This window comes from Streptomyces alboflavus, assembly GCF_000716675.1.
Taxonomy (GTDB): domain Bacteria; phylum Actinomycetota; class Actinomycetes; order Streptomycetales; family Streptomycetaceae; genus Streptomyces; species Streptomyces alboflavus.
In genome coordinates, this window is the sequence record NZ_JNXT01000002.1 from 1 (window position 1) to 23,228 (window position 23,228).

At 73.0% G+C, this 23,228-nt stretch carries 18 protein-coding genes; 9 read left to right on the forward strand and 9 right to left on the reverse strand.

The genetic code is table 11. The features are described 5' to 3' along the window. Positions 1-841 (forward strand): nucleotide disphospho-sugar-binding domain-containing protein (locus OO63_RS01585; protein WP_030361745.1); only part of this gene is annotated, 841 nt, incomplete at its 5' end. A gap of 473 nt (positions 842-1,314) precedes the next feature. Here the strand turns inward: OO63_RS01585 and OO63_RS41225 are convergent. Both OO63_RS41225 and OO63_RS41945 read right to left on the reverse strand, forming a co-directional pair. Beyond that, positions 1,315-4,158, reverse strand: coding sequence for a class III lanthionine synthetase LanKC N-terminal domain-containing protein (locus OO63_RS41225; RefSeq protein ID WP_051810425.1), 2,844 nt, complete (start codon positions 4,156-4,158; stop codon positions 1,315-1,317). A gap of 193 nt (positions 4,159-4,351) precedes the next feature. Beyond that, positions 4,352-5,047, reverse strand: a complete 696-nt coding sequence (locus OO63_RS41945) for a GNAT family N-acetyltransferase (RefSeq protein ID WP_030361744.1) — start codon at positions 5,045-5,047, stop codon at positions 4,352-4,354. A 229-nt stretch (positions 5,048-5,276) separates the two neighbouring features. On the opposite strand from OO63_RS41945, the gene OO63_RS01600 reads away from it, so the two are divergent. Beyond that, entirely contained in the window at positions 5,277-6,056 is a 780-nt protein-coding gene (locus OO63_RS01600; protein WP_234311357.1) for a TylF/MycF family methyltransferase, read from the forward strand. Between the two features lie 20 nt (positions 6,057-6,076). Here OO63_RS01600 and OO63_RS01605 read toward each other — a convergent pair whose 3' ends face one another. The 5 genes from OO63_RS01605 to OO63_RS01625 are packed head-to-tail and all read right to left on the reverse strand — an operon-like array spanning position 6,077 to position 12,683. Beyond that, entirely contained in the window at positions 6,077-7,846 is a 1,770-nt protein-coding gene (locus OO63_RS01605) for a fatty acyl-AMP ligase (RefSeq protein ID WP_051810426.1), read from the reverse strand. Next, on the reverse strand, positions 7,843-9,729 hold the full coding sequence (locus OO63_RS01610; protein ID WP_078618760.1) for an ABC transporter transmembrane domain-containing protein: 1,887 nt from the start codon (positions 9,727-9,729) through the stop codon (positions 7,843-7,845). The genes OO63_RS01605 and OO63_RS01610 overlap by 4 nt, the downstream gene beginning before the upstream one ends. Further along, the gene (locus tag OO63_RS01615; RefSeq protein WP_033263697.1) at positions 9,710-11,245 is read right to left on the reverse strand and encodes an aromatic amino acid ammonia-lyase; all 1,536 of its coding nucleotides are present in this window, start codon (positions 11,243-11,245) and stop codon (positions 9,710-9,712) included. Before OO63_RS01615 ends, OO63_RS01610 begins: the two co-directional genes overlap by 20 nt. After that, positions 11,242-12,402 (reverse strand): class I adenylate-forming enzyme family protein, encoded by a 1,161-nt coding sequence (locus OO63_RS01620; protein ID WP_030361739.1) that lies wholly within the window; start codon positions 12,400-12,402, stop codon positions 11,242-11,244. The genes OO63_RS01615 and OO63_RS01620 overlap by 4 nt, the downstream gene beginning before the upstream one ends. Before the next feature lie 17 nt (positions 12,403-12,419). Beyond that, on the reverse strand, positions 12,420-12,683 hold the full coding sequence (locus tag OO63_RS01625) for an acyl carrier protein (RefSeq protein WP_078618763.1): 264 nt from the start codon (positions 12,681-12,683) through the stop codon (positions 12,420-12,422). 754 nt (positions 12,684-13,437) lie between these two features. Here OO63_RS01625 and OO63_RS01630 point away from each other — a divergent pair. The 6 genes from OO63_RS01630 to OO63_RS01655 all read left to right on the forward strand — a co-directional run bounded on the left by OO63_RS01630 (position 13,438) and on the right by OO63_RS01655 (position 19,433). Continuing rightward, positions 13,438-14,175 carry an LmbU family transcriptional regulator gene (locus OO63_RS01630; protein ID WP_234311356.1) on the forward strand — a complete coding sequence of 246 codons (738 nt, stop codon included), beginning with the start codon at positions 13,438-13,440 and terminating at the stop codon, positions 14,173-14,175. Positions 14,176-14,215: 40 nt separating this feature from the next. Further along, on the forward strand, positions 14,216-15,325 hold the full coding sequence (locus tag OO63_RS01635; RefSeq protein ID WP_030361736.1) for a DegT/DnrJ/EryC1/StrS family aminotransferase: 1,110 nt from the start codon (positions 14,216-14,218) through the stop codon (positions 15,323-15,325). 137 nt (positions 15,326-15,462) lie between these two features. After that, positions 15,463-16,821 carry an NDP-hexose 2,3-dehydratase family protein gene (locus OO63_RS46515; protein ID WP_033263714.1) on the forward strand — a complete coding sequence of 453 codons (1,359 nt, stop codon included), beginning with the start codon at positions 15,463-15,465 and terminating at the stop codon, positions 16,819-16,821. A gap of 53 nt (positions 16,822-16,874) precedes the next feature. After that, the gene (locus tag OO63_RS01645) at positions 16,875-17,522 is read left to right on the forward strand and encodes a dTDP-4-dehydrorhamnose 3,5-epimerase family protein (RefSeq protein WP_051810429.1); all 648 of its coding nucleotides are present in this window, start codon (positions 16,875-16,877) and stop codon (positions 17,520-17,522) included. A gap of 178 nt (positions 17,523-17,700) precedes the next feature. Continuing rightward, positions 17,701-18,990: an NAD-dependent epimerase/dehydratase family protein gene (locus OO63_RS01650; RefSeq protein WP_106983470.1), complete on the forward strand. Its 1,290-nt coding sequence runs from the start codon at positions 17,701-17,703 to the stop codon at positions 18,988-18,990. Positions 18,991-19,187: 197 nt separating this feature from the next. Then, positions 19,188-19,433 carry a chaplin gene (locus tag OO63_RS01655; protein ID WP_030361733.1) on the forward strand — a complete coding sequence of 82 codons (246 nt, stop codon included), beginning with the start codon at positions 19,188-19,190 and terminating at the stop codon, positions 19,431-19,433. Between the two features lie 92 nt (positions 19,434-19,525). On the opposite strand, the gene fabG is transcribed toward OO63_RS01655, so the two are convergent. Together fabG and OO63_RS01665 are read right to left on the reverse strand one after the other, a co-directional pair. Further along, complete coding sequence (gene fabG, locus OO63_RS01660; protein ID WP_030361732.1) at positions 19,526-20,230, reverse strand: 3-oxoacyl-ACP reductase FabG; 705 nt, start codon at positions 20,228-20,230, stop codon at positions 19,526-19,528. Between the two features lie 50 nt (positions 20,231-20,280). Next, entirely contained in the window at positions 20,281-21,084 is an 804-nt protein-coding gene (locus OO63_RS01665) for a TetR/AcrR family transcriptional regulator (RefSeq protein ID WP_033263698.1), read from the reverse strand. A gap of 148 nt (positions 21,085-21,232) precedes the next feature. Here OO63_RS01665 and OO63_RS01670 point away from each other — a divergent pair, with 148 nt between their 5' ends. Further along, positions 21,233-23,002 (forward strand): MFS transporter, encoded by a 1,770-nt coding sequence (locus OO63_RS01670; protein WP_037631099.1) that lies wholly within the window; start codon positions 21,233-21,235, stop codon positions 23,000-23,002. Positions 23,003-23,228 lie beyond the last annotated feature (226 nt).

A 23,228-nucleotide genomic window follows, 5' to 3' on the forward strand; every position in this document is an offset into this window, starting at 1 on the left:
TGCGGCGCATGGGCGGTTGACGTGGGGGGTGGATTTCTTCGGGCGGGTGCGGGAGCAGTTCGTCCGCCTCGCGGGCGAGGCGGGGGAGCCGGTGGGCGGCGCGGGGGATCCGCTCGGCGCCTGGCTCGGGGCCCTCGCGGGGCGGTACGGAGTGGAGTTCGACGAGGAGTTGACGACAGGTCAGTTCACCGTGGACCAGCTGCCCGAGGCGTTCCGCCTGGAGACCGGCATCGAATATCTGCCGATGCGGTTCGGCGTCTACAACGGGGTGTCGGTGGTGCCGCGGTGGTTGTGGGAGGTGCCGGTGCGGCCTCGGGTGGGGTTCACGCTGGGGTTGAGTGCGGTGGAGCGGCTTGCCGGGTACGCGGTGTCGGTGGTGGAGATCCTCAAGGCCCTGGCCGCCCTCGACGTGGAGGTGGTCGCCGCGCTGCCGGGCGCGGCGGAGATCCGCGAGGAACTGGGCGCGGTGGGGGACCGGGTGCGGGTGGAGGAGTTCGTGCCGTTGGCAGCCCTTGCTCCCACCTGTGCGGTGATGGTTCATCACGGCGGGTTCGGCACGATCGGTACGACCTCGCTGCACGCCGTCCCCCAACTCGCCGTCGCCGAGGAGATCGACGCCCCGATCCTCGCCAGGGGCCTGGCCGCGTACGGCGCCGGAGTCGACCTCCCGGTGGCGGAGGCGACCGGCGAACGCGTCGCCCACGAAGTGCGGCGGCTGCTCACGGAATCCTCCTTCACCGAAGGGGCACGGCGGCTGCGCGCCGACATGAGGGCCATGCCGAGCGCCGCCGACGTCGTCCCCGAACTGGTCCGGATCGCCGAACGGCACCGGGGCCGCTGAGCACCGGACGCGCGGGACGACGCCAGAGCCACGCGTGCGGACGGACAGAGACGTGGCGAAGAGAGTGAGTGGGGGGTCCCTGGGCTCAGGGACCCCCCACCGCCGGCTCAGTCGGCCCGGCTGGCGGCCGCGGTGGACTGCCGCTGCGGCCCTCTCGCTCTCATCGCCTCGTCAGCGGGTCAGCAGTCCACACTGCCGGTGCTGCCGAGCAGCTCGTCGTCGAGGGTCGACGTCTCCAGCTCCTGAAGCTCCAGAACGTTCATGCGATGTCACCTCCTCCCCAGCGCTCGCTGCGGTACCGGCGGCGGTCGGCCGCCGAAGTCAGTGGTGCGACGCGGTCGGCGGTCGCCGTGGACCGCCGCTGCGGTTCTCTCGTCGTGCTGTGACAGCGGGTCAGCAGTCCACGCTGCCGGTGCTGCCGAGCAGCTCGTCGTCGAGGGTCGACGTCTCCAGCTCCTGAAGCTCCAGAACGTTCATGCGGTGTCACCTCCAACCGGCCGATCGCAGGGCATCCGGCGGCGGTCGTCCGCCGGGAGTCCGTGGTCAGCCCCGGCCGCCGCCCGCCCGGCGCGGCCCAGGAACGGCAGCGGGGGTGGCCCGCCGCCCGTGACGTACGACAGGGCCGCGAGGACGCCCGCGTTGCCCGTCGCCAGGTCCATGGAGAGACGCAGGCCGCTGTGGCCAGGGAACGCCACCTCGCCGCGGTGGGCGAGGGCGTGCCAGTGGAGGCTGCCGAGGTGCTCGGCCACCGGGTCCACGCCGCCCTCGGCGCCCTCGGAGGCGATGTCCGGCAGGTGCCGCCGCAGCGCGTGCGCCGCCGTGAGGAGCCCGGCCCGCCCGATGAACAGCTGGCTCTCGACCGTGAGCGGTGAGCGCGCGGCGAGCGCGAGCGCGGGCAGCGTCTCGGCGATGCGCGGGTCGTCCGTGTGGTCGGTGAGCAGGTCGGCGACGAGGCCGATGCCGACCGACCCGGTCTCCAGGTACGGCAGGGAGCGGAAGCCGCCGTCGACGTGCAGCACGCCTTCCTCGCGCAGGACGCACAGGTCCAGGTCCCGGTGCACGGCCCGCACCGCGTGCCGCAGATACGCGTCCTCGCCCGTGGCCTCGTACATCCGCAGCAGGAACAGGCCGACGCCGGACCAGCCGCGCAGCAGCCCGCCGTGGGTGCCGGGCTCGCCCCGGGCGCGGTCGATGCCGTGCGGGCGGACGTCGTCCAGCGCGTCGACGGCGCGCGCGGCCAGCTCCCGGGCCTCCTTGAGCCAGGCGTGCCCCGTGTCGTCGCCGACGAAGTGCAGCAGGTTGAGGCCGACGCCCGCGAGGCCGCCGTACAGGCTGACGTCGGTCATCTCCTCGACACCGGCGCGGGCACGGTCGATGAGCTCCCGGGCGGCGGCGTGGTGGCCGAGGTGGTCCAGGACGTGGGCGACGCCGTGCGCGCCGTCGTGGAAGCCGGGCTGGACATGGTCGGCGCGTGCCGCCCGCAGCAGCCAGTCCTCGTAGGCGGGTTCGCGCTCCCCGCCCGCCACGGACAGCGCCCACAGGACCCCCGCGGCGCCGTGCGCGAAGCCGCCGGGGGCCTCGTTGAACTGCCGGGGGTCGCCGGGGAAGAGCCGGTCGTCGCGGTCCGGGGTCGCGGACGCGTGCAAGGCGCGGGCCAGGGAGGCGCGGACGGCCGCCCAGTCCACGGGCGAGGTGTCGAGGCGTACGTCGGTGACGGCACCGACCGGCGATGAGGTGCTGGGGCGTGCGGCCTGTCCCGTGGCGGCCCGTGGCTGCTCGGCGGGTTGCCGGGACTGCGTGTCGGGTGCCTCGGCCAGGTCCGCTGCGAGCGTCGCGGCGACGTCATCCGGCAGGCCGAAGCGCTGAGCCGCCGCGGCCGCGAGGCGCGCGCCCTTCTCCGGGCAGACGCCGAGCGACGTGACGAGCGGCAGGTACAGCCACAGCCGCAGCACCGCCAGGGCGTGTTCGTCGACTGCCGTGCCGGTCTTGCGGCGGGCGGCGAAGCCGGGGTACCCGAGCGTCGGGCGGGTGTTCTCGGACGTGGGGAAGGCCATCTCGAAGTCGACGAGGCGGACCTGCGGGGCCGCGTCGCGCGGTGCCGGGCCCCCGCCGGGAGTCGGACTACCGTTGGGTGTGGGGCTTCCGTCGGCTGTCGCTCGCTCGCCGGGCACGGTGTCCTCTCCGGGACTGAACGCGTCCTCCGCGACCAGCACGTTCCCCGGGTGCAGATCCCCGAAGACGATCCCCTCGGCGTGCACGCGCCGGACCAGGGCGGCCACCTCGGCGTGCAGGGCCTCCGCGCGCCGGGCGTAGTCGCGCAGCCCGCCGGGCGTGCACGCGTTCCAGTTGACCAGCGGGTGGTGGCGCACCATCCAGCGCTGCAGCGGGATGCCGTCCAGGTGCTCCATGGCGAGCATGGAGTGGCCGCCGAAGTCGAACAGCTCGTACGCACGCGGCACGCCGGGGACGTCGGCTAGCCGGTCGAGGACGCGCTTCTCGTGCGCGAGCCGCGCCGTGGCGTCGAGGCCCGCGCCGTCCCTGCCGGTGTGCGGCCGGGCCTCCTTGAGGACCACGGGACTGTCGTCGTCCCGGCGCGTCGCGGCGTACACACCCCCTGCGTTGGAGAAGTGCAGGGCCTCCTTGACCCGGTAGCCGAACGCGCCGCTCGCGGCGGTGCGCCGCTCGATGTGCGGGCGCAGGACGTCTGGGACCGGCACGCCCTCGGGCAGCGCGAACGTGGGCCGCCTGAGGTCGGGCACGAGGCGTCCGTCGGCGTCGGTGAGGGCGAGGACGTGCGCGCCGTCGTCGGTCCAGCACCACCGTTCGCGGAAGGCGCCGTAGCGGAAGTGCACGGGGCCCTCGCCCCAGCGGCAGTCGGTGAGGATGTACGGTCCGTCGCTGCCCGCGAGGCGTTCGTCAAGATCGCGTGCGCAGTCCGCGAACTCCGCCTCGTCGCGCGGGTAGACGGCGATGAACTTGCCGCCGGCCGGGCGGGGCGCGTACTTGGAGTTCATGGCGTCGAGCAGGGACCGGCTGCGCAGGTGTTTGAAGGACACGCGGGCCCGCAGACAGTGGTCGGCGACGATCTCGAGGACCTGCTGGGCGTTGTCGTGGGTCGCGGAGACGTGGATCTTCCAGCCCTGGTCCACGGTGTGGGGACGCTGGGGCTGGTACATGTCCCAGATGCGGGCGGCCCGGTGCCGCCAGCCGTCGGGCAGCGGGGTGAACCGCGACGGCGCCAGGTGCTCCTCGGTGGCGGCCCGCGCCGGGGTCTCGAAGAACACCGGGTCCACCAGTGTGTAGATCGACCAGTCCACTGACACGAGGCACCTCCAGCGGAATTCCTGGAATGGGTCGGCCGTGCGTTCGACGGCCGTCGTGGTGATCGCCTCGTGGAGGTTTCGATCGCTAGTCGCTAGTCAGTAGTTGGTGGGGAGTGCGGGGAAAAGAGTGTGGCGAAGAAGAAGTGGTGAATCGGGTACGGGGGAAAGGCCGACGCGCGCGTCGCGGCTATCGCGTGAACGGGCTCAGCGCGGTGTCCGGGCCCCGTCCGAGATATGCGGCGAGTGTCCGGCGGGCAGCCGCCTTCGGTTCGCTCGCCGTGTCGAACCAGGCGTCCTGGCCGGGCTTCTGCTCCCATTCCCCTCTGACGAACAGTGCTTCGTATTCATGGCGGAGCATGGACCACATGGCCACGTCGTGATATTCGCCTTTGAAGAACTTGCGTTCCCTGAGGACTCCTTCGAGGACGAAGAACCGGGTGCGCATCACCATCTGAAGCATCGGTTCGTTGAACAGGCCCACCCAGAACTGGAGTCGGTGCGCGCCCAGGTCCTCGAAGATGTGCTCCACGACGAGGCCGAAGCCCTCGGCGCCATAGCCCCGCGACCACAGGTCGCTGCTGCCGATGGCGCCGCTGATCTCGAAGGTCGTGTCCCGTTGGCCGCCGACGCGGTGGAACTTCACCATGCCCACGCGCTCCCCGTCCAGGGACCGCATCGTGCAGAAGCGCGAGCCCGACGCGGCGTCGGCGCGCAGCGTGTCCACCGTGACCCGCTCGGACACGTCGCCGGTGAGGGCGGCGACATCCCCGTCGGGGCTGAGCCATTTCGCGAATTGGCCGTAGTCGTCGGCGGTCGCATATCCGAGCTCGACGCGGCGTCCGACGCGAATGGCCTCGCTGGTCTTCGGCGTCTCGATGGTCATGAACTCCTGCTTTCCCGGTGAGTGCGGCCATCGTTGCCCGGGGCCGGTCCCGCGTCAACCATTCACGCGGATTCCGCTTCCACCCCCCGCGGTGCAGGCGCAGTTCATGAGTGGTCGCTCTGTATTCCGTCTCGCCGGCGGGACACACTGGTGCCACACTTCTGTGGAATCTCGGCCCGGGAGCGACAAGCCGGAAGCGACACGTTGGCAGCGACAAGGGGGAACGCCTGTGCTCACACATTCCCGCGACCTGTATCTGGATCTGATGAAGAAGGTCGTCACCAACACCATCTACCAGGACAGCGCGCACGGCTGGGTGCGGAACAAGGATTTCGACGCCGGCCTTCCGAGCATCGAATACGACGACGAACTCCGCGCCGGTGGCCGGGACATCCCACGCGTCGCGCACACGATGATCGGCGGCAAACGCCTCGACAACGTGCACGCGTGCGTCGAACAGGTCCTCTCCGACGACATCCCCGGCGACCTCATCGAGACGGGGGTCTGGCGGGGCGGCGCCACGATCTTCATGCGCGCGGTGCTCAAGGCGTACGACATCAAGGACCGCACGGTGTGGGTCGCCGACTCCTTCGAGGGCATCCCGAAGGGCGACCCGGTGCGGTACCCGGGCGACGACCTGGCGCCGCTGTACCGCTTCAACGATGTCTTCGGTGTCTCGCAGGCGACCGTGGAGGAGAACTTCCGCCGCTACGGACTCCTCGACGACCAAGTGCGCTTCCTGCCCGGCTACTTCCGCGACACGCTGCCCGACGCCCCGGTGGAGAGCCTGGCCGTGCTCCGCATGGACGGCGACCTGTTCGAGTCCACGATGGACGCGCTGGTGCACCTCTACCCCAAGCTGTCCGTCGGCGGCTATGTGATCGTCGACGACTACCGCGCCCTGCCCCCGTGCCGGGTCGCCGTCTACCAGTACCGCAGGGAGCACGGCATCACCGACCCCATCGAGGAGATCGACGGGGTCGGTGTGTTCTGGCGACGTACACGCTGACGGGGGGAGGGGGCCGCCCGTCAGGTCGGGCGCGGCGGGGGCGCGTAGGCTCCCGCCGCGTACCGCTGACGGCACAGGCCCCGCTGGATCTTGCCGCTGGTGGTGCGCGGCAGCGTCCCCCTGCGGACCACCACCGTGGCGTGGACCGCGAGCCCGTGCTGGCGGCTCACTGTCTGCCGGATGCGTTCCGTCAGGGCGTCGCGGTCGGGCTCGGGCAGGGCCGTCATCGCCGCGTCGGCCTCCATCAGGACGATGAGCCGCTCCGTCGGGTCGCCCTCGACGCCGATCGCCGTCGCCGCCACCGGCGCCACCGACTCGACGGTGGCCTCGATGTCCTCCGGGTAGTGGTTGCGGCCCCGCACGATGATGACGTCGTCCATGCGGCCGACCACATAGAGCCCGCCGTCGTGCACAAAGCCCCAGTCGCCCGTCCGCAGCCACCCGTCGGCGTACACGCGCGCCGTCCGCTCCGGCGCCCGCCAGTACCCGTCCGTGCGATTGGGGCCGCCCACCCAGACCTCGCCGACCCGGCCCGTGGTCTCCTGGCCGGTCGCCGGGTCCGCGATCCGCACCCGCACCCCGGGCACCGGCGTGCCGTTGCTCACCAGGTGCACCGAGTCCGGCCCGTCCGGAACCGGCCGCACCTCGCCCGCCGTGAGGGCCGCGCGGTCGAAGTGGGCGCCGACCGCTCCGGTCCCGTTGGGCGTCATCGTCACGGACAGCGTGGCCTCCGCGAGGCCGTAGCACGGCACCGGCGACCGGGGGTCGAGGCCCGCGTCGGCGAACGCCGCCACGAACGCCGCCACCGACCGCGCGTGCACGGGCTCCCCGCCGATGGCGAGCGCCCGCAGACCGCTGAGGTCCAGCGACGCCACCTCCTCGGCGGTGACGCGCCGCACGCAGTGGGTCAGGCCGAAGTTGGGCGTGACCGTCCAGTCGGCGCGGTAGTCCGACAGGGCGCGCAGCCAGCGGTAGGGGCGGTGCAGGAAGCCCATCGGGCTGAGGTGCACCATGTGCATCCCGGCGCTCAGCGGGCTCGCGATGGCGCAGACGAGCCCCATGTCGTGGAACAGCGGCACCCAGGACACGGCCGTCGTCGCCGGCATGAAGCGCGAACGCATTTGGTACGCCGCCGCCGACAGGTTCGCGTGGGTGACCCGCACCCCCGCGGGCGCCCCCGTGGAGCCCGACGTGTACTGCAGGTACGCCACGTCGTCGGGAGCCGCGGGCGGGCGCCGCCACTTCGACGCCCGGTGCACGGGCACCTCGTCGACGTGCAGCACGGGCCCCTGCTGCCACCCCGTGCTGCTGAGCGCGGTGCGCACCGCGGGCCGCACCTGCGATGTCGTCAGGACACAGCCCGGCGTGCTGTCCCGAAGGACCGAACGCAGCCGCGTCTGGCTGCGGAACAGCTCCGGCGCGTACAGGGGCACTGCGATCACGCCCGCGTACAGACAGCCGAGGAAGGCGACCACGTAGTGCTCGTCGTGCGGGCACAGGATCGCGACCCGGGCCCGGGGCGGACACGCCGCCTGGAGCTCGGCCGCGACGGCCCGGGCCCGCTCGTCGAGTTCGCGGTACGTCAGCGTGACGACGGTGTCCGTGCGCCGGGCCCCGCCCCGCACCCGGCGGTCGCCGAGCACGGTCACGGCGGGCGCGTCGCCGCGCTCGGCCGCCAGGCGGCGCACCGTGTCGGCCAGATACTCCAGGCCGACCGGCTCCGGCCCGAGCGTCGACAGGGTGAAGCCCGTGATCGGCGTGTGCGCGGTACGGGGTGCCTCGGTGCTCATGGGCGCTCTCCCAGGGTGTCGCCGATACGGGCGGCGGACGCTTCGAGCTCGCTGACGGGCAGCAGCATCTGCGTCGCGGCGAGCTCGCGGTACAGCGCGTCCTCGCTCAGCAGCTCCTCGTGCGTGCCGACGGCCCGGATGCGGCCGCCGTCCATCACGACGATCCGGTCGGCCATGCTCACGGTGGACAGGCGGTGCGCGACCACCACGACGGTGGTCTCGGCCGTGATGCCGGTGATGACCTCCCGCAGGGCGTTCTCGTTGCGGGCGTCGAGCTGCGAGGTGACCTCGTCGAGCAGCAGCAGCCGCGGCCGGCGCAGCAGCGCGCGGGCCACGGCGACCCGCTGGCGCTCACCGCCGGACAGCTTGGTGCCGCGGTGGCCGACCTCGGTGTCGAGGCCGTGCGGGAGGCGCGCGACGAGCTCGCCGAGGCGGGCCTGGTCGACGACGCGGCGCAGCTCGTCCTCCTCGACGTACGGCATCCCGATGCACAGGTTGTCGCGGATCGTCCCGGCGAGCACGGGGGCGTCCTGCTCCACGTAGCCGATGGCGGCGCGCAGCTCGCCGAGGTCGAGTTCGTGGACGTCACGGCCGTCCAGGCGCACGGTGCCGCTCTGCGGCTCGTAGAACCGCTCGATCAGCGAGAACACCGTGGACTTGCCCGCACCGGAGGGACCCACGAACGCGGTCATCCCGGCCGCGGGGATCTCGAAGCTGACGCCGTGGTGCACCACGGGCCCGTCGCCGGGGTAGCGGAAGACGACGTCGTGGAACGAGAGCGACGCGGGCGCGGGCGCGCGGCCCGAGGGCGCCGGGGCCGGGCGCGGCGCGCTCTCCGGCTCGGTGCGCAGCCGCAGCAGCTCGCTGACGCGGGACATCGCCGCGGCCACCACGTTGAACCGGATCATCGCGGTGACCAGCGCGCCAAGGGGCGGCACCAGGTAGAAGAGATAGAGCAGGAACGCGATCAGGCTGCCGAGGCTCATCGCGCCGGACGCCACCCGGGCGCCGCCGACGCCGAGGACGGCGAGGAACGCCACCTGGATCGTCACGGTGATGAACGCGCCGACGAGCGAGTCGAGCCGGGCCACCTTCAGGCTGTGCCGCCAGGCACGGCGCGCGCCGCGCTCGGCGATCTCGGCCTCGCTGTTCTCCGCGCCGGACGCCTTGATGGTGCGGAAGGTGCCGAGCGCCCGCTCCAGGGCGGTGCTCAGCTCGGCCACGCCCTCCTGGGCGCGGCGCGCGGCGCTCTCCAGCTGCGGCAGGCCGGTGGCGACGAGGATGCCGCCGAGCAGCACCACGGCCAGCGTGGTGAGCAGCAGCACCCAGTCCATGACGCCCATCAGGACGAGGATCGCGACGAGCATCACCGAGCCGTTGACGGTCTCCACGATCGCGGTCGTGACGGCGCTGCGCATCAGCGTGGTGTCGGCCGTGGCCCGCGACATCAGGTCGCCCGGCGGGATCTTGTCCGTCTCGGAGACCCGCAGCCACAGCACCCGCCGGATCACCTCGCGGCGGGTGCTGAGGACGACGGACTCGGAGACCCGCATCAGGATGAACGTGCCGATCGCGCCGACCACCGCCGACACCAGCACGAGAGCCGTCAGCGCGATCAGCGCGGCCATGACGGGGGAGCGCGACTCCAGGTTCTCCACCACGGACTTGGCGATCACGGGCTGGATCAGGCCGGAGAAGCCGCCGAGCAGCGAAAGGCCGCCGCCGAGCAGGATGAGCCTGCGCTGGGGCCGCAGATAGCGGAGCATGTCCCGCCACGCGTCGGGGCGCAGAATGGCCGGACGGCCGGACTCCGCGCGCTCCTCGGGCTCCCGCTCGTGCGGCGGGTCGGTCTCGCGCGCGGTGTCAGGCGCCGTACCCAGCATCTGCGCTCTCCTCCTCGCGTTCGATGAGCTCCGTCGCGAGGCGCGCGAGGACGTCGCGGGCACCGCGCACCTCGGGCGCGAGCGGCCGGTCGGCTGCCAACGCGGGCGAGACGCGGTCCAGTTCGGCCCATACGCCCGGGGATTCCTCGCTCTTCCCGGTCAGCGCCGCGTACTGCGTCACCGCGACGGCGAGCGAGCCCACGACCAGCCACGCCTGCTCGACGGCGTCGCTCACGGCGTTCGCGCCGTTCAGGGCCATCGGCACATGGTCCTGGTTGAGGCCGTTGCTGGGCAGCGCCGTCAGGCCCGCGGGGTAGACGAGCTGACGGATACGGGAGACGAACGAGGTGGCGCTCAGCTGCACCCCGGCGAGCCCGCTGCCGCGCCCCGGCACCGGGGTGAGCATGGGCGGCTTGCCGCCGTTGGTCTCCGGCAGGCACAGCAGGGCGAGTTGGCGCTCGGCGAGGAACGCGATCTGCTGGAGGCACAGGCCGATCTGGTCGGACGCGAGGCCCACCGGCATGGCGTGGAAGTTGCCCGCGTGCAGGAACTCGCCTTCGTAGTAGACCGGGTTGTCCGTACAGCCCACCGCCTCGCGGACCAGGATGTCCTCGAGGACGGACAGCTGGTCGACGACCGCGCCGATCACCTGCGGCGCGCAGCGCAGGCTGTACGGCTCCTGCAACGGGCGCGCCGGATCGCGGCGGTGGTCCGGCGGCAGGTCCTCCCTGATCCACCGGGCGGCGACCAACTGCCCCGCCTGGCCCCGCGCGTGACCGACTCCGGGGTGGTACGCCTGCGGGCTCGCGCCGAGCAGCGTCACGGCGCGCGCGGTGAGCGCGGCGACCGCGCGGGACAGGCGCAGCACCTCCCGGTGGTTGAGCAGGGTGACGGCGAGGCTCACGCTGGTGCCGTTGACGAACGAAAGGGCCTGCCGGGCCCGCCAGGTCACCGGGCGCGCGCCGAGCGCGGCCAGGGCCTCGGCCGACGGCCGCACCCGCCATTGCCCCGAGCCGTCGCGCAGCCACGCCTCGCCCTCCCCCGCAAGGGCGAGCGCCGCGTGCGCGAGGGGCTGCAGGTCACCGCTCGCGCTGACCGTGCCGTCGCGCGGGATCACCGGAGTGAAGCCCTGGTTCCACAACTCGGCGACCCGGTCCCAGAATTCGGGCGACACCGCCGAGTGGCCGAGCCGCATGCTGTTGAGCCGGATCCACAGCACCAGGCGACACACCTCGGGGGACAGCGGCTGCCCCTGCCCGCTGCCGAGGTGCGCGATGAGCCCGCTGCCCTGGTCGGTGTCGGACGTGGCGGCCGCGTACTCGACCAGCGGGCCGAAGCCCCGCGTGACCCCGTACACCTGCTCCTGGTCGGCGAGGGCGCGGGCGAGCCGGTCGACTCCGGCCCGCATCCGCTCGGCCTCCAGCGCGCTGCACGGGCGCACCCGGGCGTCGGGGCGGGCCTGGCGCACGATGTCCGCCAGGCGTTCCTTGGGCGACTCGGCTACGTCTGTGATCATGTCGCGGCTCCTGCGTCAGCGGGGCGGGTGGGGTGGATCCGGCGCGGCAGGCCGGCCGGGGAGCGGTCGATGCGGTCGACGACGTGCACGTGGCGGGGCTGGACGGTGAGGTCGTGGCCCGCGATGAGCGCGCGCACCCGGGCCCGGTCGAGTGGGCGGCCGGGCGGCGGTACGACGTACAGCTCCAGGTGCTCGCCGCTGAGTTCGTCGGCGACGGGCAGGCAGGCCAGGTCCGCGCAGTCGACGACCGCGCGCAGCGCACGCTCGACGGCGCCGAGGCTCACCCGACGCCCGTTGATCTTCACGAGGCCGCCGCGCCGGCCACTGAAGCGGAACCGGCGTGCCCCACAGGGCCGTACGAGGTCGTCGGTCTGCCAGGTGGGGAGCGGGGCGAGGCCGGGGCGGGCGGCGAGACGGGGGCTGCGGACCGTCAGGGGGACGTCCGCGTCGGCGTCCGGGGTGCCGACGCCGTCGTCGGGGGCGTGGGGGTCGTCAGGGTCGGGGACGAACTCCACGTCGTCGAACAGGTCCCAGGGCGGGTCGTCGGGACCCCACTCCCGCCACGCGATGCCGCCCGTCTCCGTGGACCCGAACACCTCCCGCACCGACACCCGCCCGGGGCCCGCCTCCTGGACGAAGTCCTGCGCGGCCGACGGCAGCATCGCAGTGCTGTGGAGCACGGCGACGTGCTCGCGGGCCTCGATCCACGCGCGCTTGCGGCGCAGTGCCGAGAACGACCAGGGCACCGCGACGACCGCCCACCGGCCCACGGGGGACGGGGGCAGCGCGCCGAAGAAGTGCGGGCGGTACCAGACGGGGAGGCGGAGTCTGGCCGGGACGAGCAGGGTCGCGAGCGCCCCGTACACATGCCGGGGCGGCGCGAACGACAGGACGGCTTCCGGGCGTTCGGGCCCAAGGAGCGCGGCCAGCATGCCCGCCTCCTCCCACAGCTGGTCGCGGGTGCGCCGCCAGCACTCGCTGGGGCCGGTCGAGCCGGACGTGTGGAAGTCCAGGGTCGGGGGCAGTGTCCGGCGCACCAGATCCCCGGCGTCCTCGCCGAGCAGGTCCCAACGGACCAGCCAGGGGCGCTCGTTGACGCCGGGAGCGGCGGGGCCCGCGGTCAGGAGTGCGTGCGGGGTCAGCTCGGGATGGCTCACCAGGTCACCTCGTGTCGTCACTGACTGTGTTCAACCCGTTCCCGCACCAGGTCGACGAGATCCTGCACCGTGGTGATCGTGGCCAGCTCCTCGTCGGGTATCTCATCACCCGCCTGCCGCTGGAGCGTGAAAGCGATCTCCACCATGGAGAGGGAATCGATCCCGAGATCGTCCACCAAGGACTTACCGGGCTCCACCTCTTCGGCCGGAATTCCGGCTACTTCTTCCACCGCTTCGGCGACGAATCGAAGTGCGGCGCTCTGGTTCATGAGTGCGTCCATGGCTATCTCCTATTTCATCGATGCGGGAACGGTCAATGCACTCCTGTCCCGATCTCATTGGAAAATGTCGGGAAACGGCTCGTCGTGCCCGGTCAGAAGTGTCGTGGCGGAAATAGCGGCGGGTTGTTGTCCACTTGTGGTCCAGGGGCGTGCGCCGGTAAGAACACGGGAGTTGTGGGGTCATGACGGCGGCATCACCACGCGTCCGCGCCGTGCCTCCCGCCGACCGTCCCGCCGGCGGGACGCCGTGCCGCGTCCCGGACCGACCCTGCCCACCGCCGCCGGGACCGGCCCCCCGACGCCCGGCCCCGCGCATCCGGAAGCGGCCTGCCCGCGCGGTCCGGCCGCTTCCGGGCCGACCACCCGCGTTGCGAAAAGCGCAGGCGCTCCCGGACCCGCCGCATGACACGGCGGCGCGCCGAAACCACGGGAATCAGACGGCGCCGGAAGGCGATCAACCGCATGCTCCGGTGCGGGATCACCATCGGCCCATCCGGAACAACCGGCCATTCATTCCCCTGGACACCGCGCCGTGACCTGCCGCAGACTGCCGGAGTCTCGGGACGACTCGAGGCAGGTGAGAGTACAGCACGCTCACACGGAGGATGTCTTGCCAAGCAAGAGGCACGGGGGAATACCTCCCGGCGTGAGGCCGCTACCGCACTCGATTCCTACGGCGATTCCCAACCAGATTTCCCATCAGATTCCCAGAACCATTGCGGGAGGGCTGCCCAGAGACCACAATCCATCGAACGTGCAGGACCGTAAATACGGATCGCAGTTGCATGTGAACGCGTCCGTGGTCGCCCGGCGCACCTCGCTCGACCTGCCGGTCGACCTCCCGCTGGACCGCTGGCGCAGCCTCGGCACGCACATCGCCGTCATCGCGGAATCGTCCAGCTGGTGGCTGGGGGACTGGCTCATCTACGGCCAGGCCCACTACCCGGACCGCTACAAGATCGCCCTCGCCGACACGTCCCTGAGCTACCAGACGCTGCGGAACTACGCCTGGGTCGCGGGCCGGTTCGGCGTGGCACGACGGCGCGGCCGACTCAGTTTCCAGCACCACGCCGAGGTGGCGGGTCTGGAGGAGCGGGCCCAGGACCACTGGCTCGAACAGGCCGAACGGCACGGCTGGTCCCGCAACGAACTGCGCCGCCACATCAGGGAGAGCCTGCGCGCACCCGAAAGCAGACCGTCGGCGGAGGCGACGACGCGGCCGGGACAGAGCGAGAAGCAGGCAGCCATCCGCTTCAAGATCACGACAGAGCGGCGCATCCGCTGGCAGAAGGCCGCGGCCAACCAGGGCCAGGCGCTCGCCGAGTGGATCGTCGCCGTACTCGACCGCTGCGCGCCCGCGACGGTGCGCCCCGCCGACGGCGCCACCGCCGACCTCCCGCACCACCCGGTCCTCGCCGGGCGCGCGCTGGAGGAGTGCGGCGCCGCCCGCGCGCGGTGCGGGCCACTGGAGCCCGCGGCGCCGCAGCCGTAGCGCGACCAGCCGACCCCGAGCGAACCGAGGACCAGTGACCATGGGCATCAAGGTCTGGAACTACCTTGCGGAGTACGACGCCGAGCGCGCCGACATCCTCGACGCCGTCGACACCGTCTTCCGCTCCGGACAGCTGATCCTCGGTCAGCGCGTCGGGGACTTCGAGCACGCGTTCGCGGACTACCACGGAGTACCGCACTGCGCCGGTGTCGACAACGGCACCAACGCTCTCGTCCTCGCGCTGCGCGCGCTCGGGGTCGGCCGCGGCGACGAGGTGATCACCGTCGCCAACACGGCGGCGCCCACTGTCGTCGCCATCGACGCCGTGGGCGCGACGCCCGTGTTCGTCGATGTGCACCCCGAGACGTATCTGATGGACGTGGACCGCGTACCGGACGTCATCACCGAGCGCACCAAGTGCCTCCTTCCGGTGCACCTCTACGGCCAGTGCGTCGACCTGGCGGCGCTGACCGAGCACGCGGCCGCGTACGGGCTCGCCGTCCTGGAGGACTGCGCGCAGGCGCACGGCGCCCGGCGGCACGGCAAGCTCGCGGGAACGACCGGGGACGCCGCCGCGTTCTCCTTCTACCCGACCAAGGTCCTCGGCGCCTACGGCGACGCCGGGGCCGTCATCACCTCCACGCCCGCCGTCGACGCGGCGCTGCGCAGGCTGCGCTACTACGGCATGGAGGACCGCTACTTCGTCGAGGCCACCCCCGGCCACAACAGCCGCCTCGACGAGGTCCACGCCGAGATCCTGCGCCGCAAGCTGTCCCGGCTCGACGACTACCTGGCCGCGCGCCGCGCGATCGCCGCCCGCTACGCCGAAGGCCTGGCCGGCACGGACCTCGTGCTGCCCGCCCTGGCCGAAGGCAACGACCACGTGTACTACCTGTACGTCGTGCGCCACCCCCAGCGCGAGCGGATCATCGCCGAGCTGGCCGCGCGGGACATCACGCTCAACGTCAGCTACCGCTGGCCCGTCCACACGATGAAGGGCTTCGCCCACCTCGGCCATCGCCGGGGCGACCTGCCCGTCACCGAGCAGGCCGCCGACGAGATCTTCTCGCTGCCCATGTACCCGTCGCTGACCAAGGCCGAGCAGGACCTGGTCGTGGAGGCGCTGCGGGACGTGCTCGCCGCGCTCTAGCGGTCCGGATCTCCGGCCCATCCGGATCTCCGGCCCATCCGGATCTCCGGCATATCCGGATCTCCAGCCCGTCCGGATCTCCAGCCGTCCGAAGCCGTCCGAAGCCGTCCGAAGCCGCCCATGGGGGAGGTGCCGTCATCGTCACGTCACGTCAGGCCGCCGCGCGGACCGTCGCGGTCGACCCGGCTGCCCAACTGGCGGACCTGGACGCCGCGTTCGCCGCATGGTGGGCCGAACGGCGCGGCGCGGCCCGGCTGTCCGTCGTCCCCGTCCCCTTCCGAGAGCTGCCGCAGTGGTCGTTCACGCGGGACGGCGACCTCGTGCACGACAGCGGCCGCTTCTTCACGGTCTCCGGGATGCGCGTGCGCGGCCCCGAGGGTCCGGGCCGCGACCAGCCGGTGATCGTACAGCCGGAGATCGGCGTGCTCGGCCTGCTGATCAAGGACCTGGACGGCGAACCGCACGTGCTGCTCCAGGCCAAGGCCGAGCCGGGCAACATCGATGGCATCCAGCTCTCGCCCACCGTCCAGGCGACCCGCAGCAACTACACCCGGGTGCACCGGGGCGGCGCGACCCGCCACCTGGAGCACTTCACCGGACCCGGGCGCGGCCGTGTCCTCGTCGACTCCCTCCAGTCCGAACAGGGCGCGTGGTTCTGGCGCAAGCACAACCGGAACATGGTCGTGGAGCCGGTCGGGGAGGTCGCCGAGCACCCCGACTTCCGCTGGATCGCGCTGCGTACGGTGCGGCGGCTGCTGCGCGTGGACCATCTGGTGAACATGGACACGCGTTCCGTACTGGGGTGTCTGCCCCCGGGACCTGTGCCCGCCGGACCTGTTCCTCCCCCTGGCTCCGCGCCCGCCGCGCCCGCGCTCACCAGCTGGCTCATCGACGCCAAGCAGCACTGCCTCTTGGACGCCCGGCCCATCCCGCTAGCGGACGTCGGCGGCTGGACGCGTACGGAGACGGAGATCGCCGACGTCCACGAGCGGTCGTTCCGCATCATCGCGGTCCGGGTCGAGGCGGGCACCCGCGAGGTACGGCAGTGGGCGCAGCCGCTGCTCGCACCCCGGCGGCCGGGCCTCGCGGTGTTCCTGTGCCGCCGCACCGGGGGAGTGCCGCGGGTCCTGGTCAGGGCGCGCACCGAGCCGGGCCTCGGCGACTTCGTCGAGCTGGGCCCCACCGTCCAGTGGTCCGACGGCACCGGTCCCGCCGTGCCGGAGGAGGCAGGGCCGTTCGACGGCTCGGCACTGACCGACGATCCGGCGTGCGTACGGTTCGACGCGGAGCTGTCCGAGGAGGGCGGCCGCTTCCACCGGGCGGCGACGCGCTACCGGATCATCGAGGCGGATTCGGGGCTGTCGGCCGATGGCTCCCAACTCCCCGACGACTACCGCTGGCTGACGCCTCATCAACTCCACGCGCTGGTCGCTCGCGGCCACCACGTCAACGTCCAGGCACGCAGCCTCCTCGCCTGCCTGGCGTCCCTCCCGTGAACACCCTGTGCCCCCGCGGAACCTCGCGAACCCCGTCGAAAGGATAAGGTGCCGTGCGGACAAGCGAGTTGGGCGTACGCGGCGCGTACGCGTTCACCCCCACCGTCTTCCCCGACGAACGCGGCCTGTTCGTCGCTCCCTACCAGCGGCCCGCGTACACCCACGCCGTCGGCGGCCCGCTGTTCCCCGTGGCGCAGACCGGTCACAGCCGCTCCCGACGCGGGGTCGTCCGCGGCGTCCACTACACCCGCACCCCGCCCGGCATGGCCACGTACGTGCACTGCGCCCGTGGCAGCGCGCTCGACCTGGTCGTCGACCTGCGTGTCGGCTCGCCCACGTTCGGCCGCTGGGACTGCCTGGTCCTGGATGCGGAGACGTTCCGTGCCGTGCACCTGCCGGTCGGCGTGGGCCACGCCTTCCAGGCCCTCGAGGACGACACGGTGATGGAGTACCTGCTCTCCGGCGGCTACGCGGCCGACGACGAGAAGGTGGTCTCGGTGACCGACCCCGCCCTCGCCCTGCCCCTCCGCGATGACCTGCCACGCCTCCTGTCCCCCCGCGACCAGACCGCCCCCACCCTCGCGGCGGCCCGACGAGCGGGCCTGCTGCCGGACTACGACACGTGCCTGCGCCTCGACGCCCGCCTGCGGGAGGCGGCGCTCGCGGGGGTGGGGGCGCGTGAGGGGGAGCGCCATGGGTGAGGGGGCTGGCGGGGGCGCCTTGGGCGGGGGCTGGGGTGGTGGTGCGTCCGGCCGCACTGGAGGCTTCGGTGGGACCAGTGCTTCCGGTGGTACGAGCAGTGAGCTCGGCGGCGCTGGTGGAGCTGGTGCATCCTGCGGGGTCGGCGTCGGTGGGGCCGTCGCGATTGGGGCTGGCGGGTTGCCCGGTGAGACGGTCACGGGCGGGTCCGGCGGCACCGGCACGGGCGGGTCCGCCGGGACCGGCACCGGCACTCGAAGTTCTACTGGCACCGGTCCCGGCACTCGAAGCTCTGCCGGGACCGGCACCGGCACTCGGTGCTCCGCCGGGACCGGCACCGGAACCGGCAGCTCCGCCGACACCGGCACCTCCTGGGGTCTCGTCCGCGACCGCGCGTCCGATGGCGCGGCCCCGCCCCGCGTCGCCGTCCTCGGCGCCTCCGGCTTCCTCGGCTCCGCCGTCGCCGCGATGCTCGCGCGCCGGCACCTGCGCCTGCGCCTGGTGGCCCGGCGCCCCAGCGCGGTCCCGGCCGGTGCGGTGGCCGACGTCGAGGTGTGCGAAGCCGATCTCACCGACACCGCGAGCCTGGCCGCCGTCGTCGGTGACGTCGACGCGATCGTCCACCTGGTGTGCCACCGGTCCGGCGCGCGCGCCTGGCGCACCGACGACGACCCGCTGGGGGAGTGGGTGAACGTCGGCATGGTGCACGCACTCGTCGACATCCTGCGCGCGGCCCCAGGAACGCGGCGACCGGCGTGCGTCTTCGCCGGGTCGGCGAGCCAGGTGGGGCTGACCGCGCGGGACCGCGTCGACGGCACCGAGGAGGACCACCCGGCCAGCGGCTACGACCGCCACAAGTCCCTGGCCGAACGCGCGCTCCTCGATGCCACCCGCGAGGGCGTGCTGCGCGCGGTGTCCCTGAGGCTGCCGACGGTCTACGGCGAGAGCCGCACGCCGACCGCCGCCGACGGTGGCGTGGTGACGGCCATGGCCCGGCGCGCCCTGGCCGGGGAGCCCTTGACGGTGTGGCGGGACGGCACGATCGGCCGGGACCTGCTGCACGTGGACGACGCGGCCCGCGCCCTCGTGACCGGCCTGGACCGCGTCGGCGAACTCGCCGGACGGCACTGGGTGGTGGGAACCGGCCGCATGACCACGCTCGGCGACCTCTTCCGCACGGTCGCCCGACTCACCGCCGACACCACCGGCCGCCCCCCGGTCCCGGTCGTCACGGTCGAGCCCCCGGACCACGCGACCCCGGTCGACTTCCACAGCTTCACCGTCGACGCGACCGCCTTCCACCGGGCCACCGCCTGGGCGCCTCGGGTACCGCTGCATGTGGGGTTGTCCCGGACGGTGTCCGCGTTGGCGCGGGGCGGAGGGACGGGGGAGGACGGGCCGAGCCTGCTGAGCGGGGCCGACGGGGCCGAGAGCCGGGGCGGGTCGGACAAGGCGGGCAGGTCGGGCTGAGCGGTCCGGCGGGTCGCACGGCCAGATCGACGACCGGAGCGCAACGGACGGCACCCTGCGGCCGCGCCGCCTGCGACTCCGGTCCGGTCGACGCCTCGTCAGACGTCGCTCATTCCATCGGGCTACCAGGACTTTCTCCCCCACCGCAGCGCGGTGAGGCTCGGGGAGAACGTTTCCTTCGCACCAGGAGGTACCCCATGCGCACTCGCGTGCTCCTCGCCTCGGCCGCGTTTGCCGTGACCACTCTGTTCGGCGGCGCCGCATCGGCCGCGGCCGATGCGGATCCAAACGGTACGGTGGAGAACTCGCCCGGCGTACTCAGCGGCAATCTCGTCCAGGTGCCGGTCGACATCCCGGTGAATCTCTGCGGCAACACGGTGAACGTCGTGGGCGTGCTCAACCCGGCCACGGGCAACGGGTGCGTGGACGGCTCCGGACACTGACGGGCCCTGGCCGGACGCTCTCCTGCCCTGCCCTGCCGGGCGGGGGCGCGGGGCAGAGGTGGGCAGGGGGCGGTCGAGTCCAGGACGCCCCCTCAGTGCCCCATCCCCAACCCCCCGTCCACCGGCACCACGGCCCCCGTGATGTACCCGGCGTCCGGCCCCGCGAGGAACGCCACCACCGACGCCACCTCGTCCACCGTGCCGACGCGGCCCAGCGGCACGCCCTCCGTCATGGCGGTGAGCCGGGCCTCGGGCAGGGACGCCGTCATGTCGGTGTCGATGAGGCCGGCCGCGACGACGTTCACCGTGATGTTCCGGGGCGCGAGCTCCCTGGCGAGGGAGCGGCCGAAGCCGATGAGGCCCGCCTTGGAGGCGGCGTAGTTGGTCTGGCCCGCCGTGCCGAGCAGTGCGGAGACCGAGGAGATCAGGACGACGCGGCCCCGGCGCGCCCTCATCATGGGGCGGACGGCGCGCTTGGCGACGCGATAGGCCCCGCCCAGGTTCGTGTCGAGCACGGCGGCGAAGTCGTCCTCGGCCATCACCGCGAGCAGCCGGTCACGGGTGATGCCCGCGTTCGCGACGAGGACCTCCACCGCGCCCTGCTCCGCCTCGACCTCCTTGAACGCGCGGTCCACCTGCTCCGGGTCCGTCACATCGCACCGCACCCCGAACAGCCCCTCGGGCGGCGGGCCCGAGCGGAACGTGACCGCCACCCGGTCGCCGCCCGCGGCAAGACGGCGGGCGACCGCGAGCCCGATCCCCCGGTTGCCTCCCGTGACCAGAACCGAACGTTCCATCGCTTCCTCCCCCGTATCGCGTGGACTTGCCCTGTCCGGCCCGCCGCGGCCTACGCCGAGCGGCGGAGCACCAACTGCTCGATCCCGTCCAGGAGCCGCTCGAGGCCGAACTCGAACGGAGCTCCGGAGTACGGCGTGCCGCCCGCCGCCAGCGCCCGGCTCAGGGCCGGATAGTCGTCGAAGTCCACGAGCCGCCCGAGGACCTGGTCGCGCTCCCGCGTGTCCTCGGACTCGGACTCGGCCGCGGCCTCGGTGGCGGCCTCGGTGGCGGTGCCGGACGCAGCGGTCGGTCCGGCGCCGGACGCAGGGCGATCGGCCCCCGGCCTCCGCAGCCGCCCGAGGCCCCGCACATACGCGTCCACCGTCTCGATCGCCGACAGCTTCTCCGGCTCGCTGAGCCCCGTGCCGTCGAAGATCCGCAGCGCCGAGTCGAGCCAGCGCAGCATGTTCGGGCCCGGCACCTGCTCGGCCGTGCCCAGCTCGAGGACCCAGGGGTGGCGGCGGATCTCCCGCCAGTCGTCGTGCGCGAGAGCCGTGAGCTTGGCGCGCCAGTCGCCGGGCCACTCGTGCGGCAGGGTCCGGCCGATCGCCACGGCGTCGAGCATCAGGGCCTCCAGCTCGGCCCGCCCCGGAACGTACGTGTACAGCGAGGCGACGCCGACGCCGAGCCGCGCGGCGACGCGGCGCAGCGACATGGCGGCGGGGCCCTCCCGCTCGGCCACCTCGATCGCGGCCTCGACGATGCGGTCCAGGGTCAGCCCGCGCGCCGGTCCGCGGGAGCCGCGCGTGTCGCGCCCCCAGAGCAGCGCGAGCGCGCGCTCCAGCGGGGTCGATGCGGTCAGCGGATCCGTCACCGTGCGGCACCCTCCGGCTCGGACGCCGCCACGAGCGGCGCACCTTTTGCGATCACCACGAAACTCAGTATACCGTTCGGAGTTAACCGAACAGTGCTCGGAGATGCGGCAGAGTCAGGCTGCGTCGGTCGGAGGTTGGGGCGGAGACATGATCGGAGACATTCCCGCGGCGGCCACGAAGAGCCCGCGGGCGCCCCGGCGGCGCGAGGAGCGGACGCTGCACGCCGCCGCGTTCACCAACGGCCCGAACGAGCTCTTCGACTTCATCCTGCCCCTCTGGGCGGGCGCGGCCCTCGGCCTGAGCGCCACCGAGGTCGGCATCCTGATGGCCGTCGAGATGGCCCTCTCCGTGATCGCCCGGCCGATCGCCGGCGTGCTGTCCGACCTCTTCGAGCGCCGGTACGTCGCCGCGACGGGCGCGGTCCTGTACGCGGCCTCCGCCGCCGGCTACGCCCTCGCGCAGAACGCGGCCGCCGCCTATGCCGCCGCGGCGGTCGGCGGAGTGGGCGGCGCCCTGCTGTGGGTCGCCGTCCGCGCCATCATCAGCGAACGCCTCGCGGAGGACTCCGCGGTCTTCCCACGGCTCCTCGCCTCGCAGGAGACCGGCTCCTGGGTGGCCTTCGTCGCGGGCATGGTGCTGATCGGCGAGATCGGTTTCGACGGGGTCTTCTGGGCCTGCGCGGGGGCCTGTCTGCTCGCCGCCGCGCTGCTGCTCTCCGCGCCCCGCAGGCAGGATCCGGCGGCCGTGCGGGGCGGGGGAGCGGGCGGTGCTCCGGGGACGACCGGGCCGCAGGGCGCGGCGGCCCCGGAGGGGGCGAAGGGCGCGGCGGGCTCGGCCATCGCCGGGCTCGGTGCCGTCGGGCGCAGGCTCCGCCCCATGCTGCTCGCGGTGGTCGTGACGATGACGGCCGAGGCGGCGATCTCGCTGCTGCTCCTGATGCACCTCCAGCGCGAGTTCGACCTCGAGGTGATCCAGGTCGCCTACGTCTTCCTGCCTGGCGCCATCGCCATGAGCGTCGCCGCCGAGCGCCTGCACAGCTATGTGGTCCGCTTCGGCCGCACCCGCATCCTGATGTGCGCGTCGTTCGCCAGCGCCGCCTTCGCGGCCGGACTCGCCTGGGCGCCGAACCCCGTCGTCATCGCCGCGCTGTGGATCCTCAGCGGGCTCGCCTGGGCCGCGGTCATCCCCATCCAGCAGGCCGTCATCGCGGAGGCGTCGGGCGAGCACACGGGCCGGGGCATGGGCGTGTACGAGTCCGCCAACCTGCTCGGCGCGCTGATCGGCGCCCTCACCGCGGGCATGCTGTACGACGGCGCCGACTGGACCGTCGCCTGCCTCAGCGCGGCCGCCCTGATCCTGGCCGGAGCCGTCGTCGTACCGCGCGCGGTACGGAGCCTGGGCGTCGCCGACGTACCCCCGCCGCCGCCCGCGCCGGAAGCCGAAGCCGGGCGCGCGCCCGAGACCGGACCCGAGCCCGAGACCGGACCCGAGCCGGAGACCGCGTCCGCGCCGGAGGCGCGAGCGAGGCCCGGGGCGGGCCCGGCCGACGGCACGACGCCGCACCCGAAGAGCTCCCTCACCAAGGACTCCGCCGCGAAGAGCTCCGCCGCGAAGAGTGCGCCCGCGAAGGAGGAGCCGCCGAGGACCCGGGAGCAGCTGCTGCGGGAACTGGGGCGGCACGCGGCCGTGTTCACCGTCGTGCAGGTGCTCCTGATGCTCGTGGGGCTCTCGTGGCTGCGCGATCTGGTCACCCAGGACACCGTCGACGTGCTGCTCCACGGCGGCGGCCAGGAGTCGGGCTTCGCCCGGGTCGTCGAGGACGGCGGCAAGATCTGGGTGTTCGTCCTCGTCGGGCACGCGCTGTGGACCGGTGCGAAATGCCTGGCCATGGCGGTGGGCCGGGGCGGACGCGACTGACCGCGCGGCTCTCGCCCGCACCGCCGGTGCCGGGTGCGGGCATCGGCACGTGTCAGCGGTAATCAGCCAACTCTTGTTTAATGCAGGGCAGTTGCATTATTCTCCGCCCGTCGGGTATGCCAAGGGCAAGAACGTGCCACCCCTGTCCCCGGTGGCGACAGCTCATCGCTCAGACCCCGCCGGTGGATCGCGAAGACTCACCCCGGAGCCGCACTCACGGTGCCAT